Source organism: Bradyrhizobium sp. 132 (assembly GCF_023074185.1).
Classification (GTDB): domain Bacteria; phylum Pseudomonadota; class Alphaproteobacteria; order Rhizobiales; family Xanthobacteraceae; genus Bradyrhizobium.
Map to the genome: position 1 here is coordinate 113,996 of NZ_JADPKY010000097.1, position 14,851 is coordinate 128,846.

Annotated in this window: 12 protein-coding genes; 7 read left to right on the forward strand and 5 right to left on the reverse strand. The window is 64.1% G+C overall.

Annotation, left to right across the window (positions count from 1 at the left end):
* Entirely contained in the window at positions 1-1,029 is a 1,029-nt protein-coding gene (locus IVA74_RS19250) for a Na+-dependent transporter (protein WP_247347206.1), read from the forward strand.
* Positions 1,030-1,119: 90 nt separating this feature from the next.
* Here IVA74_RS19250 and IVA74_RS19255 read toward each other — a convergent pair whose 3' ends face one another.
* Both IVA74_RS19255 and IVA74_RS19260 read right to left on the reverse strand, forming a co-directional pair.
* Positions 1,120-1,512 (reverse strand): response regulator, encoded by a 393-nt coding sequence (locus IVA74_RS19255; protein WP_346730957.1) that lies wholly within the window; start codon positions 1,510-1,512, stop codon positions 1,120-1,122.
* A 140-nt stretch (positions 1,513-1,652) separates the two neighbouring features.
* Positions 1,653-2,591, reverse strand: a complete 939-nt coding sequence (locus tag IVA74_RS19260; protein ID WP_247347207.1) for a GlxA family transcriptional regulator — start codon at positions 2,589-2,591, stop codon at positions 1,653-1,655.
* A gap of 92 nt (positions 2,592-2,683) precedes the next feature.
* Here IVA74_RS19260 and IVA74_RS19265 point away from each other — a divergent pair, with 92 nt between their 5' ends.
* Complete coding sequence (locus tag IVA74_RS19265; RefSeq protein ID WP_247347208.1) at positions 2,684-3,370, forward strand: DJ-1/PfpI family protein; 687 nt, start codon at positions 2,684-2,686, stop codon at positions 3,368-3,370.
* A 482-nt stretch (positions 3,371-3,852) separates the two neighbouring features.
* On the opposite strand, the gene IVA74_RS19270 is transcribed toward IVA74_RS19265, so the two are convergent.
* A complete protein-coding gene (locus IVA74_RS19270; protein ID WP_247347209.1) occupies positions 3,853-4,260 on the reverse strand; it encodes an NADH:ubiquinone oxidoreductase subunit NDUFA12 in 408 nt (135 codons plus the stop codon).
* A 248-nt stretch (positions 4,261-4,508) separates the two neighbouring features.
* Between IVA74_RS19270 and IVA74_RS19275 the strand changes: the two genes are divergently transcribed.
* From IVA74_RS19275 to IVA74_RS19285, 3 genes are all read left to right on the forward strand, one after another.
* Complete coding sequence (locus IVA74_RS19275) at positions 4,509-5,135, forward strand: BA14K family protein (protein WP_247347210.1); 627 nt, start codon at positions 4,509-4,511, stop codon at positions 5,133-5,135.
* A gap of 232 nt (positions 5,136-5,367) precedes the next feature.
* Complete coding sequence (locus tag IVA74_RS19280) at positions 5,368-5,784, forward strand: response regulator (protein ID WP_247347211.1); 417 nt, start codon at positions 5,368-5,370, stop codon at positions 5,782-5,784.
* Positions 5,781-8,039 (forward strand): CHASE3 domain-containing protein, encoded by a 2,259-nt coding sequence (locus IVA74_RS19285; RefSeq protein ID WP_247347212.1) that lies wholly within the window; start codon positions 5,781-5,783, stop codon positions 8,037-8,039. Before IVA74_RS19280 ends, IVA74_RS19285 begins: the two co-directional genes overlap by 4 nt.
* On the opposite strand, the gene IVA74_RS19290 is transcribed toward IVA74_RS19285, so the two are convergent.
* Positions 8,040-8,936, reverse strand: coding sequence for a DMT family transporter (locus IVA74_RS19290; protein WP_247347213.1), 897 nt, complete (start codon positions 8,934-8,936; stop codon positions 8,040-8,042).
* A gap of 756 nt (positions 8,937-9,692) precedes the next feature.
* On the opposite strand from IVA74_RS19290, the gene IVA74_RS19295 reads away from it, so the two are divergent.
* Positions 9,693-13,463, forward strand: a complete 3,771-nt coding sequence (locus IVA74_RS19295; protein ID WP_247347214.1) for a vitamin B12-dependent ribonucleotide reductase — start codon at positions 9,693-9,695, stop codon at positions 13,461-13,463.
* A gap of 147 nt (positions 13,464-13,610) precedes the next feature.
* Positions 13,611-14,381, forward strand: a complete 771-nt coding sequence (locus IVA74_RS19300; RefSeq protein ID WP_247347215.1) for a hypothetical protein — start codon at positions 13,611-13,613, stop codon at positions 14,379-14,381.
* Between the two features lie 27 nt (positions 14,382-14,408).
* Here IVA74_RS19300 and IVA74_RS19305 read toward each other — a convergent pair.
* The coding region (locus tag IVA74_RS19305) for an IS3 family transposase (RefSeq protein WP_247347216.1) at positions 14,409-14,851 on the reverse strand (443 nt) is incomplete at its 5' end.

The window sequence follows — 14,851 nt, forward strand, 5'->3', positions numbered from 1 at the left end:
ATGCCATTCGTCTTTCAAAACCTCTTCGCCTTCCCGCTGCGCGGGCTGACATGGCTCGGCGGCCAGGGCACCCGCGCTGTGGCTGCCGTCGTGTTCATCGCGCTCGCGGTGCCGCCGCTCGGGGCGTTGCTGCGCCCTTACGTCACCGAGGCGATTTTCGTTCTGCTCTGCATCTCCTTCATGCGGGTCGATCTCGCCGCGCTCTCCGGCCATTTGCGCCGGCCGGCGCTGGTCGCGACCGCGACCGCCTGGACCGTGATCGGCGTGCCTGTGATCGTCGGGCTGATCGTCCATCTCACCGGTCTCACCGCGCGCTCGCCCGGCCTTGCGCTGGCCATGATGCTCCAGAGCATGGCTTCGCCGATGATGGCCTCGCCGGCGCTGGCCGCACTGATGGGCCTCGATGCCACGCTCGTTCTGGTCACGCTGGTGACCGCGACCGCGCTGGTGCCGTTCACCGCGTCGCTGTTCGCGAGCCTGTTCCTCGGCGACATGCTCAGCGTCACGCCGGCCACGCTCGGCCTGAAACTGCTCGGCATCCTCGCGGCATCGCTGCTTGCAGCGACCCTGATCCGCTGGGTCTTCGGCGCGGCCGCGATCCAGCGCCACAGGCGGCCGATCGACGGCTTCAACATCGTCATCCTGCTGATCTTCGCGGCCGCGATCATGGGCGACGTTGCGAGCGACCTCGTGGCCCAGCCGGTGTTCACGATCGGCTTGGCGCTGCTGTCCTTCACGATCTATTTCACGCTGCTCGCGATCACCACGCTGCTGTTCCGCCGCATCGGCTATGAGCGCGCGCTGGCGCTCGGGCTGATGGTGTCACAGCGCAATCTGGGCCTGATGCTGGCCGCGACCGCCGGCGCGCTGCCGCCGACCACCTGGCTCTATTTCGCGATGACGCAGTTTCCAATTCACCTGGCGCCATACATGCTGACGCCGATCGCGCGGCGGCTGACCGCGCGGGCGACTCTTGCCACTGCAAAAAAGAGACCACGACCTGGCGATGAGATGAAACGTATCAGCTGATGCACGGCCGCACGGCGTTACCAGAGAATATGGAAACTGCCGGCGCCCGTGAAACCGAGCGCGGCGCGCTACTGACGTGTCACTGCGACCTTACTCGTGTGTTGGCGGAACTTGGTTGAGGAGTTGTGAGATCGCGGTCACGACCTGTGCCGGGGCGAAGGGTTTTTGCAGGAGCATACTGTGAGGAACGCAAGGGGACGACCAATCATCGGCGGCGGCACCGGTCATGTAGACCACGGGAATGTGGGGATTGAGTTCTCTTGCGCGCCTGGCAACGTCCCAGCCGATGAGAGCACCGCTAAGGTTCACGTCGGTGATCAGGGCCAGATATTTGCTTTCTTCGTTTTGGAGAAGTGTGAGCGCTTCCTCCCCGGATGAAGCAACCTCTGGGTGGAAGCCACCCTCGGCCAATGCCTCTTCTACAATTGTCTGAATAAGCGGATCGTCTTCCACAACCATGATGACGAGCAACTCAGTATTCACCGCTTACCTCCATCCACTTCGGGTGGCGCACATCAAGCCGAAGCGGGAGCTTTGGTTCCCTGATTTGTGCAAAAATGCACACAAGGTGCTGCCGGGATGGGGCGCAGCTGCCCGCCATGAACTACAGCTTCCGGCGAAACCTAGCTGGCCCTTGCCGCACGCCGCAGCGCCTGCGGCGGTTGGCCGAAGGCGCGGATGAAGGCGCGCCGCATACGCTCGGGGTCGCGGAAGCCGGTCGCCTCTGCGACGAGCTCGATCGCCTCGCGCGAGGACTGCACGCGTTCGCGCGCCACCTCGATCCGCAAGCGCTCGATGGCCTTGGAGGGTGTCGTGCCCGTCTCGGCGGCAAAGGCGCGGGCAAAATGCCGCGCGCTCATGCCGGCGCGGTCGGCGAGATCTTCGACGGTCAAACGGGCGTCGAGGTTCTCGCGCGCCCAGGACAGCAATGCACCGAACCGGCCGTTCGGCGTCTTCAACTCCAGCAGCGAGGAGAATTGCGACTGGCCGCCGCTGCGGCGATGATACAGCACGAGCTGCCGCGCGGTTGCCTGCGCGATCTCCTCGCCATGGTCTTCGGTCACCATCGCGAGCGCGAGATCGATACCTGCGGTGATGCCGGCGGACGTCCACACATTGCCGTCACGGGTGAAAATCTGGTCCGGCTCGAACTTCACCTTGGGATAGCGCGCGACGAAATCCCGCGTGCGTCCCCAATGCGTGGTGGCGCGGCGGCCGTCGAGCAGGCCCGCCTCGGCCAGCACATAGGCGCCCGAGCAGACGCTGGCGACCCGCACGCCGCGCCGTGCCAGCCGCCGCACGAAGGCGCGCGTGACCTCGCAGCGCGCCGCGTCCGTAACGCCTGCGCCGCCCGCCACGACCAGGGTCGTGATCGCATTCGCCGACTTGAAATCGCGCGCCATCATTTCAACGCCGGACGAGCTGCGCACAGCCCCTGGGTTCAACGCGAGCACCCGGATCGCGGGTGCTTTGCCGGTGGCACGTGCCGCGATCTCGAACACCGAGATCGGGCCGGCCGCATCGAGCAACTGGAAATCCGGGAAGATCATGATGCCGATCATCGGTGATGTCCGAAAGTGAGGGAAAAATGCCATTTTGGACAGAAGGGCATCATGCCAATTTGCCGGCGTCAAGCACATAGTTGGAGGCTCTCATGTCGACACCGCTCCAGATCGGACTTCTGGTGTTCCCGCGCGTCACTCAGCTCGACTTCACCGGCCCCTTGCAGGTGTTCTCGTCCGTCCCAGGCGTAAAACTGCATTTGATCTGGAAGCGGATCGAGCCGGTGCCGAGCGATTCCGTGCTGACGCTGACGCCAACCACGACTTTCGCCGATTGCCCGCAGCTCGACGTGATCTGCGTGCCCGGCGGCGGCGGCACCAACGATCTGCTCAATGACGAGGAGGTGCTGGATTTCCTGCGCCGGCAGGCCGAAGGCGCCAAATACGTCACCTCGGTCTGCACGGGATCGCTGGCGCTGGGCGCTGCCGGCCTCTTGAAGGGCTACCGCGCCGCCACCCATTGGAGCGCGATGGAGATGCTTGGCCAGTTCGGCGCAACGCCGACCAGGACGCGCGTCTGCATCGACCGCAACCGCATCACCGGCGGCGGCGTCACCGCGGGAATCGATTTCGCGCTGACCCTGGTGTCGATCCTGGTCGATCGCACCACGGCGGAAGCGATCCAGCTTCAGCTCGAATACAATCCCGCTCCGCCGTTCAATGCAGGCTCGCCCGACACCGCGCCCGCCGAAGTGCTGGCCTTGCTGAAAGAGCGCGGCGCCCCAAACCAGGCCCGCCGACTGGAAGCGGTGAAGCGCGCCGCCGAACGGGTGATGTAGCCCCTCTCGTGTCCCGGACGCGGTGCGGCATGCAGTGACGCTCCGCAGAGCCGGGCCCCAGGAAACCACACGTGTCGCTGCTACATGGGTCCCGGCTCAGCGGTGCAGCGTTACACGCTGCAGCGCGTCCGGGACAGGCAACTCGTCACACCAGAAAAAGGCCGCCCGGTTTCCCAAGCGGCCTTTCCTGCCTTACGGCGGCTGCACATTTCATCGGGCGATTTCGGAGCTTCCAGACCGGGGGCCTATCTCCCGATCGAGTCCTGGTCGGCGGCCGCTGCATCGCGGGACAGTCGCGAACTGTTGCCCGAACCGAACGCGATGGTCTCCCATCTCCGTAAGATGGGATCATTGAGCCGCATTCCTCGCGCGGCTGCAACGAGCGCGCAGGAATCATCCCCGCTGTTCGCGTTGTCCACAGCGGGGTGAGGCGGATGCGGGTGCATCCACTCCCACGAAAGAATCGGACGGGGATCGGAAGCCTAGCCAGGCGTCCAGGGCTGATAGTCGCCGGTCGCCTTCGGCCGCTTGCCGCTGGCGAGCGTCGAGCCCGAGGGACGGTAGGCGTTGGCCGTGCCCGTGAGATTCGGCTGGTGCGGCTTTTCCCACTCGCGCGGCTGATAGTTCTCCTGCGTCGGCGGCACGTCGACGGTGTGATGCATCCAGCCGTGCCAGGACGGCGGGATCCGGCTTGCTTCGGCATAACCGTTGTAGATCACCCAGCGCCGCTCGAAGCCGAGCGTCGGGTCGATCACCCCGCCGCGGGCGCGATAATAGAGGTTGCCCTGCTCGTCCTGGCCGACCAACTCCCCGTACCGCCTGGTCCAGAGTTGGGTGCCAAAAGTCTGGCCATTCCACCAGGTGAAGAACTTGAGGAAGAATTGTTTCATGCGGCAAGGGCCCTGCTTCGTCGGGTCCTGATGCCATCCGGACGGCGAAATGTCCAGTTCGGCGGGTGCGGCGGTGCCCCCCCGCTTAGGGATGCGGCCCCGGCACAGACGCTGCCGCAAATCGGACGCGATCCGTTCATGCCGGATACAGCGTTCCCATGAGAGCCTTGCCGCGCACGCAAACCGCCGTGATCCCAGGAACTACAGCCCCTTCATTGGGTTTGCTTCCGGGAAAAGGAGTTTTGATCATGAAAAGTCTGAAAGTCTTGAGCGCCGCTGCGGCAGTGGCATTGGTTATCCCGTTGGCGACGCCGAGCTTTGCACAAAGCCGGGCCGCGGTGGTCGGAGGCGGCGCACATATCGGTGGCGGCGGCGGCGGCGCACACTTTGGTGGCGGCGGTGGTGGCGCACACTTTGGTGGCGGCGGCGCGCGAATGGGCGGCGGCAGCTTTGGCGGCGCGCGGATCGGCGGCGGCGGCGGTAACTTCGCGGCGGGTACAACTGTGCGTCCGGGTGGCGGCGCTGCTTTCACCGGCGGCGGCCGCGGCTTCGCAGCAGCCGGGGGCCACAACTGGAATGGCGGCGGCGGCCGTTGGCATGGCGGCGGCTGGCGCCATCGCGGCGGCGGCTTCTGGCCCGGTGTCGCGGCGGGTGCTGCGATCGGCGGCCTTGGCTCGTACGCCTATTACGGCGGCGGCTATTACAACGATCCCTACTACTATGGCGACGACAGCTATTATGACGAGCCGTCAGTGGCGGTGGTCCCCGATAGCGGCGGCGACTCCGCAGCCTATTGCGCACAGCGCTACAAATCCTACGATCCGGCGTCCGGCACCTATCTCGGCTATGACGGCCAGCGTCATCCCTGCCCGTAAGCACACCGACACCGCTTGAAGAGAGGCGCCGCAGCGATGCGGCGCCTTTTTCGCGCATGTCGAGCACATCAACTGTTTCGCGCGCATCGTGGTCGTTGTCCACCACGATGAAGCCCGTGGACCTTTAATCACCGCACCGTGCATACCTACCCTGACCCAATCCAAAATTGACCCGACGCGCGATTCACCTGTATCAATTTGGCTATGGGGATTTCGATTACTGGAAAGTGTCATGCCGCGTATTCTCGTGGTCGATGACGATCCGATGGTCGGCGCGACCATCGAGGTCCTCCTCCAACGTCAGGGCTTCGACGTCACGTTGACCGACGGCGGAGAAACGGGTTTGGCTGCGCTCGAAACACAGAATTTCGACGTGATGCTGGTTGACATCTTCATGCCGCACATGCGCGGCTTCGAGTCCGTCCGCATCTTTCACGAGCGCGCGCCGGCGGTACCGCTGATCGCGATGTCCGGCTACGCCTTCGCGTCATCTGCGTCGCCCTCTCCCGATTTCCTCCGCATGGCGCTGGAGCTCGGCGCAACACGCTGCCTGCGCAAGCCGTTCACGCCGGACGCGCTGCTGACCACAATCCGGGAATGCCTCGGGGGCGAAAGTGCACAGCCGAAGGACAAGAAAGAAGTCCCTTGATCCCAACGCAGCGCATCATTCTCGGTACTGGACTTGCCATCCTCCTGATCATCACCGCAGCCTCGATCGGCCTCGACGTCAAGTCACGGTCCGATGCGGCCTGGGTCAATCACACCATCGAGGTGCTGAAGAAGATCTCCGATCTGCGCCTGCTGATGCGCCGCGCCGAGAGTGCCGCACGCGGCTACGAAATCTACGGCAGCCCGAGCTTCAGCGAGGAGTTCCAGGCGGCACACGCCCAGATCGCGCCGGCACTTGCCGATCTCAAGCGCGGCGTGCGCGACAATCCCGATCAGGTCATGCTGCTGGAGGGCACCGAGCCGCTGGCGCTGCGCCGGATGGAGATCGCCGCCGAGGCCATGCGCCTGCGCGCCGGCAACGACCAATCCGGCATTGCCACGCTCCAGGGCAAGGGCGAGGGCCGCGGCCTGATGGACACGGTGATGGGCAACCTCGATCGTCTGAGCGCGGGCGAAGAGCAATTGCTCGCCGCGCGCTCGCAGGATTCGCGCCGCACCGGCATCGTGCTGCTCGGCATCGATATCGCCGGCGCGCTCGTGATCATGCTGCTGGTCGTGATGGTGATGCGCGAGAGCCAGCGCACCCAGGGCGCGCTCAAGAGCACGCTCTTGGAGACCACGGCCGCCAATCAGCAACTCGAGGCCGCGGTGGCCGAGCGCACCGAGCATCTGGTCACCGCGCATGACGAGCTGCGCCTGTCGGTCAACGTGCTTCAGAGCACCTTTCGCAGCATGGCAGAGGCGGTGCTGGTCATCGATGCCGAGGGCAATGTCCTTCTGTCCAATCCGGCCGCGGAGCGCATACTGCTGCACCGGACCGGCATGAACCTGCGCAATCTGCGCACGCTGTCCGACGTATTTCAAGGCGACGGCATCACCCCGCTCAAGCCCGACGAGCTGCCATCGGCGCGCGTGCTGCGCGGCGAGCAGTTCGAAGACATGGAGATGGTCGTCCGCCCGCACAGCAGCAATTCACCCCGCCATCTCATGATCAGCGGCCGGCCGATGCTGGACGGTCAAGGCAGGATTTCCGGCGCGGTGCTGGTCTATCACGACGCGACCATGTCGCGCGAGACCGAGCGGCAGCTGTATCAGTCGCAGAAGCTGGATGCCATCGGCAAGCTGACCGGCGGCGTCGCGCACGACTTCAACAACATGCTGACCGTGATCTCCGGCAACACCGAGACGCTGGTGGCAAGCCTGAAGACGCAGCCCGAACTCCAACGCACGGCGCGGCTGATCGACGAGGCCGCCGAGCGCTGCGCCGAGCTGATCCAGCATCTGCTCGCCTTTGCGCGCAGGCAGCCGCTCCAGCCGCGCAACGTCGAGATCAACGCTGCGGTCGCGGATATCGCAAAACTCCTGCGCCCCACCCTCGGCGAGCAGATCCAGATCGAGACCGTGCTGGAACAGGGGCCGATGACCTCGCACATCGATCCGTCCCGGCTCACCAATGCCGTGCTCAACATGGCGATCAACGCCCGCGATGCCATGCCGAACGGCGGCAAGCTGCTGTTCGAGGCCCATCGGGTCGTGCTCGACGAAGCCTATGCCCAGAATAATCCGGATGTGCGCCCCGGCCCTTACGTGATGCTCGCCGTCAGCGACACCGGCACCGGAATGCCGGCCGAGGTCCAGCAGCAGGCGTTCGAGCCGTTCTTCACCACAAAGGAGGTCGGCAAGGGAAGCGGCCTCGGCCTCTCCATGGTCTACGGCTTCGTCAAGCAGTCCGGCGGCCACATCAAGATCTACAGCGAGGAAGGCCACGGCACCACGATCAAGCTCTATCTGCCGCCGGGCGAAGGCATGACGGATGTGGTCGCCGCCGCGACGCCGCAAGCCGAAGGCGGCGCCGAGACCATTTTCGTGGTCGAGGACGATCCGCTGGTGCGCAACTTCGTCACAGCGCAACTTCAGAGCCTGGGCTACAAGACGGTGGCGGCGTCCGACAGCAAGACGGCGCTGGAGCTGATCGAGACCGGCCAGCCGTTCGATCTCTTGTTCACCGATGTCGTCATCCCCGGCGGCATGAGCGGGCGCGTGCTCGCCGAGGAAGTGGCAAAACGGCGCCCCGGCCTGAAGGTGCTGTACACCTCCGGCTATACCGACAACGCCATCGTCCACCACGGCAAGCTCGACGACGGCGTGATACTGCTGACAAAACCCTACCGCCGCAACCAGCTCGCCGAGATGATCCGGAAGGCGCTGAACGGCGGAGGGATGACTGCAAGCTAGCTAGCGCGTCGCCAGCACCACGGCTGCCAGCGTGAAGATCAGCGCGGCGATCTGGCCCGGGCCCAGCGGCTCCCCCAGCGCCAGCGCCGACGCCACCACGCCGATGACAGGCACCGCCATCGTCCCGACCGCGGCGACGGAGGCCGGCAGGCGCGCGAGCGCTGCGAACCAGCTGACATAGGCGATGCAGAACTGCACCACGGTCGAATAGACCAGCAGCCACCAGCCGACCGGCGTCACCTGCTCCAGATGCGTGGTCTCGATGGCGAGGCCGATGATCGAAATCGGCAGGCAGCCGATCCCGATCTGCCAGGCCGCGGCCGTGATCGGCGGCAGATGGATGGGGTACCTTTTGGAAAACACCGTGCCGACGGCGAAGCCGATCGCGCCGCACAGCGCCATGATGATGCCCGGCAGCTTTTCCGCGCTGGCGGCAATGCCGTTGCCGCCCATGATCGAGGCAAGCCCGGCAAAGGCCATCACCAGGCCGATGGTGCGCAACAAGGTCGGTCGCTCGCCCAGCACCGGCCAGGCGATCAGCGAGGCCCAGACCGGCATGGTGTAGGCGATCAGCGCCGCCTCGCTGGCCGGCAGCCAGAGCAGCGCCAGGCCCATCAGCACCATCCAGCCGGTGACGTTGAGGATTGCGGCGGTCACCAGGCGCGGCCAGATCGCAGGCTCGACCCTGAGGCTCTGCCGGCTGATCAGCGCGAGGGCGGCGAGCAGCACTGCGCCCAGCACCCCCGTCACCCCGCGCAGCGTCAGCGGCGGCAGCTCGGAAAGCAGGAATTTCGTCACCGGCCAGTTGAAGCCCCAGCCCACCGAGGTGATGGCGAGGAACATCAGGCCGGCCGGGGCGATGCGTGGTCGCAAGCCCGGTCGCGTCGAATCAAGCATGTGGGTATCCGGCAAAATCGAGGTCAGCTTGGCGCGGATTCGCGCGCCCCACCACCACCCCGGCGGGCATGCCTGCCCTCACCGTCCGTAGCCCCACGTGAGTCCCGTTGAGGCAAGCCCGGTCCTCAAAAATATACCTGCCCTGTGAACAGCGGGGTGAAGCCTCCGCAGCACCACCGGATGCAAATTTTTTCGGTTGGGAATCCCTGAGGACTCACCGATACTTGGCTCAAGAACAGGTGTGGGCTTGCCCCCTGTTATCCCCGACAATCCACCATATTTAGTATTTGATTCAGGAACCCGCACTAGTTCTTGACGGGCGCAATGGAGAGTCCTAGTTTTCGATCCGTTCGGCGCGAGTGTGTTTGCGTCCCGCCGGCACTCCCCGAAGGGTCTGCAAAACAGCATTCCGCCAAGCCAGCCAAAGGCAGCGGGATGAGGGCTTGTCTGCCCGCGATAGCGGTCTCCCAGGGCGCCAGAACGGGCCGGCAACAGGCTCGCATGGCAATTGGTTGAAGTGTCGTTGTGGGGCGTTGAACGCATGTCGGGCTCATCCCCTTGGGGGCGGATGGATCCGGACATGCCGGCCGGTGAGAGGTGCACGCACCTCACCATCGCCGGGAGAAAAAGGGCCGGGTCCACCGGCTGAACTGCGAAGCCTTGGGGCGGAAACGCCTTCGGGGACTCGCGAAATGAAATATCGATCCGGTCGCCTTGCGGAGGCGGTCCGGCTAAAAAATAGGACGGGGCAAGACCATGCGGATTGAGCGGCGCCACACCACGGTAGGACAGTCACCTTACGCCGGCATCGAATTCCGGCAGACCACGTCGGAGATCAGGAATCCCGACGGCTCGGTCGTGTTTAAATTGGACGGCGTCGAGGTCCCGACCGAGTGGTCGCAGGTCGCCTCCGACGTCCTCGCCCAGAAGTACTTTCGCAAGGCCGGCGTTGCCGCCCGCCTGAAGAAGGTCGAGGAAGAGTCCGTCCCCTCGTTCCTGTGGCGCTCCGTGCCCGACACCGAGGCGCTCGCCCTCCTGCCCGAGAAAGAGCGCTTCGTCAGCGAGCTCTCGGCCAAGCAGGTGTTCGACCGTCTCGCCGGCTGCTGGACCTATTGGGGCTGGAAGGGCAACTACTTCTCCTCCGACGCAGACGCCCAGACCTTCTACGACGAGCTCCGCTACATGCTGACCATGCAGATGGTCGCGCCGAACTCGCCGCAATGGTTCAACACCGGGCTTCACTGGGCCTATGGCATCGACGGCCCCGGCCAGGGCCATTATTACGTCGACCCCTTCACCGGCAAGCTGACCCGCTCGAAATCCTCCTACGAGCATCCGCAGCCGCACGCCTGCTTCATCCAGGGCGTCGGTGACGACCTCGTCAACGAGGGCGGCATCATGGACCTCTGGGTCCGCGAGGCGCGCCTGTTCAAATACGGCTCCGGCACCGGCTCCAACTTCTCGCGCCTGCGCGGCGAAGGCGAACGCCTCTCCGGCGGCGGCCGCTCGTCCGGCTTGATGAGCTTCCTCAAGATCGGCGACCGCGCGGCGGGCGCGATCAAGTCGGGCGGCACCACGCGCCGCGCGGCCAAGATGGTCGTGGTCGATGCCGATCACCCCGACATCGAGACCTATATCGACTGGAAGGTGAAGGAGGAGCAGAAGGTCGCAGCTCTCGTCACGGGATCCAAGATCAACCAGAAGCACCTCAAGCTGGTGCTCAAGGCCTGCGTGAACTGCGAAGGTTCGGGCGACGATTGCTTCGACCCCGAGAAGAACCCTGCCCTGCGCCGCGAGATCAAGCTCGCGCGCCGCTCGCTCGTGCCTGACAATTACATCAAGCGCGTCATCCAGTTCGCCAAGCAGGGCTACAAGGACATCCAGTTCGACGTCTACGACACCGATTGGGATTCGGAAGCCTATCTCACGGTGTCCGGCCAGAACTCCAACAACTCGGTCTCGCTCAAGGACGATTTCCTGCGCGCGGTCGAAACCGACGGCGACTGGAATCTCATCGGCCGCACCACCAAGAAGGTGACCAAGGCCCTGAAGGCGCGCGACCTCTGGGAAAAGATCGGCTACGCCGCCTGGGCGTCGGCCGACCCGGGCCTGCACTTCAACACCACCATGAACGACTGGCACACCTGCAAGGCGTCCGGCGACATCCGCGCCTCCAATCCGTGCTCGGAATACATGTTCCTGGACGACACCGCGTGCAACCTGGCGTCCGCCAACCTGCTGACGTTCTACGACGCCACCACGAAGCGGTTCGACGTCGAGGGTTACGAGCACCTCTGCCGGCTCTGGACCGTCGTGCTCGAAGTCTCCGTGATGATGGCGCAGTTCCCGTCGAAGGCGATCGCCGAGCTCTCCTACGAGTTCCGCACGCTCGGTCTCGGCTTCGCCAATATCGGCGGCCTGCTGATGACCATGGGTCTGTCCTATGACTCGAAGGAAGGCCGCGCGCTCTGCGGCGCGCTGACCGCCGTGATGACCGGCATCACCTACAAGACTTCTGCGGAGATGGCGGCCGAGCTCGGCACCTTTCCCGGCTACAAGAAGAACGCCGCGCACATGCTGCGCGTGATCCGCAACCACCGCCGCGCCGCGCATGGCGAGACCTCCGGCTACGAGGCGCTCAGCGTCAACCCGGTGCCGATGGACCTGGTCTCCTGCCCGCAGGCCGACCTGGTCACGCATGCGCAGGCGGCCTGGGATGGGGCGCTCGAGCTCGGCGAGAAGCACGGCTATCGCAACGCCCAGACCACGGTGGTCGCGCCGACCGGCACGATCGGCCTGGTCATGGATTGCGACACCACCGGCATCGAGCCCGACTTCGCGCTGGTCAAGTTCAAGAAGCTCGCCGGCGGCGGCTACTTCAAGATCATCAACCGCGCGGTCCCCGCGGCGCTGCGCACGCTCGGCTATCGCGAAGCTGATATCGCCGAGATCGAGGCCTACGCCGTCGGCCACGGCTCGCTCTCCAACGCGCCGGGCATCAACGTCTCGACGCTGAAGTCCAAGGGTTTTACGGATGAGGCGATCGCCAAGGTCGAAAAGGCCCTGCCGACCGCCTTCGACATCAAGTTCGCCTTCAACAAGTGGACCTTTGGCGAGGACTTCATCCGCGACCAGCTCGGCATCGGTGCCGAGGCAATCGCAGCACCCGGCTTCGACCTGCTCCAGGCCGTTGGCTTCACCAAGCGCGAGATCGAGGCGGCCAACGTCCACATCTGCGGCGCGATGACGGTGGAAGGTGCTCCGCACCTCAAGGCCGAGCATTACGCGGTGTTCGACTGCGCCAATCCCTGCGGCAAGGTCGGCAAGCGCTATCTCTCGGTCGAGAGCCACATCCGCATGATGGCGGCGGCGCAGCCCTTCATCTCGGGTGCGATCTCGAAAACCATTAACATGCCGAACGACGCCACGGTGGAGGATTGCAAGTCCGCCTACATGCTGTCGTGGAAACTGGCGCTGAAGGCCAACGCGCTCTATCGCGACGGCTCGAAGCTCTCCCAGCCGCTCAACTCCCAGCTCATCAGCGACGATGAGGACGAGGACGATGCGGTCGAGAATCTCTACGACAAGCCGATGGCGGCGCGAACCGCCCAGGTCTCGGAAAAGATCGTCGAGAAGCTGGTCGAGCGCATCATCGTGATGCGCGAGCGCGAGAAGATGCCGGATCGCCGCAAGGGTTACACCCAGAAGGCGGTCGTCGGCGGCCACAAGGTCTATCTCCGCACCGGTGAGTATGACGACGGCCGGATCGGCGAGATCTTCATCGACATGCACAAGGAAGGCGCGGCCCTGCGCTCCTTCATCAACAACTTCGCCATCGCGGTGTCGCTGGGCCTGCAATACGGCGTGCCGCTCGAAGAATATGTCGACGCCTTCACCTTCACCCGCTTCGAGCCGGCGGGCCCCGTGCAGGGCAACGACAGCATCAAGTACGCGACCTCGATCCTCGACTATGTCTTCCGCGAACTGGCGGTAAGCTACATGTCGCGCTTCGACCTCGCCCATGTCGATCCGACCGAGTCGAACTTCGACGCGCTGGGCAAGGGCGTCGAGGAAGGCAAGGAGCCGGAGGAGGCGAACCACCAGGCGACCAGGCTGGTCTCGCGCGGCCTCACCCGCTCCCGCACCGACAATTTGTTCGTGATGCGCAGCGGCTCCGCCGCGGTCGCATCCGGCAATGACAGCGCGCCCGCCGGCGGCAGCAAGGTCACCTCGCTCGCCTCCCACGGCGCCACCGCCCGCGGCGCCGGCGAGACCATCGAAGGCGCGGTCGCGCTGAAGCAGGAAGCCAGCCACGATTTGTCTCCCACGGAGAAGCTCGAAGCCCTCCAGTGGAGCAAGTCCGGCAGCGCGCAAGTCGCAGTCCCCAGCAAGGCCGAGCGCCGCGCGGAAGCGAAAGCAAAAGGCTACGAAGGCGAAATGTGCGGCGAGTGCGGCAACTTCACGCTGGTGCGGAATGGGACGTGTATGAAGTGCGATACTTGCGGTTCAACGACGGGATGTTCGTGAGGGACCGGTCGTCACGTTAGGACCGCGATTAGTCCAAACCTTCATGAAGGGCGGCCGAGAGGCCGCCTTTCTGCTAACAACACAGAGGCCACGTGCAGCCGGGGCTTTGCTGTACGCTGTCAAGCTTAGCCGAAGTCGGAGGTCATATTGCTCACCCCGGATAGAATGACCTTCCACCTACGAAGTGGTGGAGGAAACTATGTCGGAGCAGAGTGGGTCGCCGCAGATGGTGTGATCACCTCCGAGACACCGCACGACCTTGAGAGCTTTATGAAAGGCCATGGCTACACAGAGAACCCAGGCGGCTGGAGCGTAAGGTTCAACTCCCCTGGCGGAGATTTGGCTGGTGGCATCCAACTCGGGAACGTTATTCGGAGAATGAAGCTCAATACAGAGGTTGGAAGCACAGAGCGCGACGGACGGTTCTGGGAGCGAGCCCCCGGACGTTGTGCCTCGGCAGCATCATTTGCGTTTCTTGGGGGAGTTACGCGAAGCGTCGAGACCAGCGAACTTGGAATTCATCAATTCTATCACGAGATCTCATTAAGAGACCCAACAGCAAAGCTTTTCAACTCTCTAGACCTCTCCAATCAGCAATTTGTCTCAGCCTTGCTGATCGACTACGCGTTCCGAATGGGCGTCGATCCTAGATTTGTCTCTATGTCTGCGGCCACGCCACCGAACGATATGCTATTTCTCGGTGACCGCGAACTCAACGAGCTTAATGTACGGTGGTTCCCGAAGGAGCTAGGGCGTTGGCTCATCGAACCAAGTGGAGTTGGAGTGACTGCAGTTACTACAAGCAAGGACGCCACCCGAAGGGTCACATTCGCACACTTGGGTGGCAGCCGATCACGATTGACGGTTGAGGACCGAGCTTCAGCTATCGAGGCGTCCTGGTTGAAAAAGGCGCTATGAGCTGCACCCGGTTCTGTTGACACCGGCTTAAGCTAATCCAACCTTCCGTTCGAACTCCATAGGGCTCAGATATCCGATCGTCGAATGCCTTCGCTTCGGATTGTAGAAGCGCTCGATGTAGTCGAACACGTCGGCCTTGGCCTCGTTGCGTGACCGGTACACTTTGCGCGCTGTTCGCTCGGTCTTCAAGGACGAGAAGAAGCTCTCCATTGCAGCGTTGTCCCAGACATTGCCTGACCGGCTCATCGAGCAGACCACGCCGTGATCGGCCATCAGCCTCTGGAACTGTTCGCTGGTGTATTGGCTGCCGCGATCGGAATGATGCAACAGCGCGTCCGGCTTGCCTCGTCGCCAGATCGCCATCACCAGGGCATTGGTGACGAGCTGTGCCGTCATTGCTGTACTCATTGACCAGCCGACCACCCGCCGCGAGAACAGATCAACGACTGCGGCCACATAGAGCCAACCCC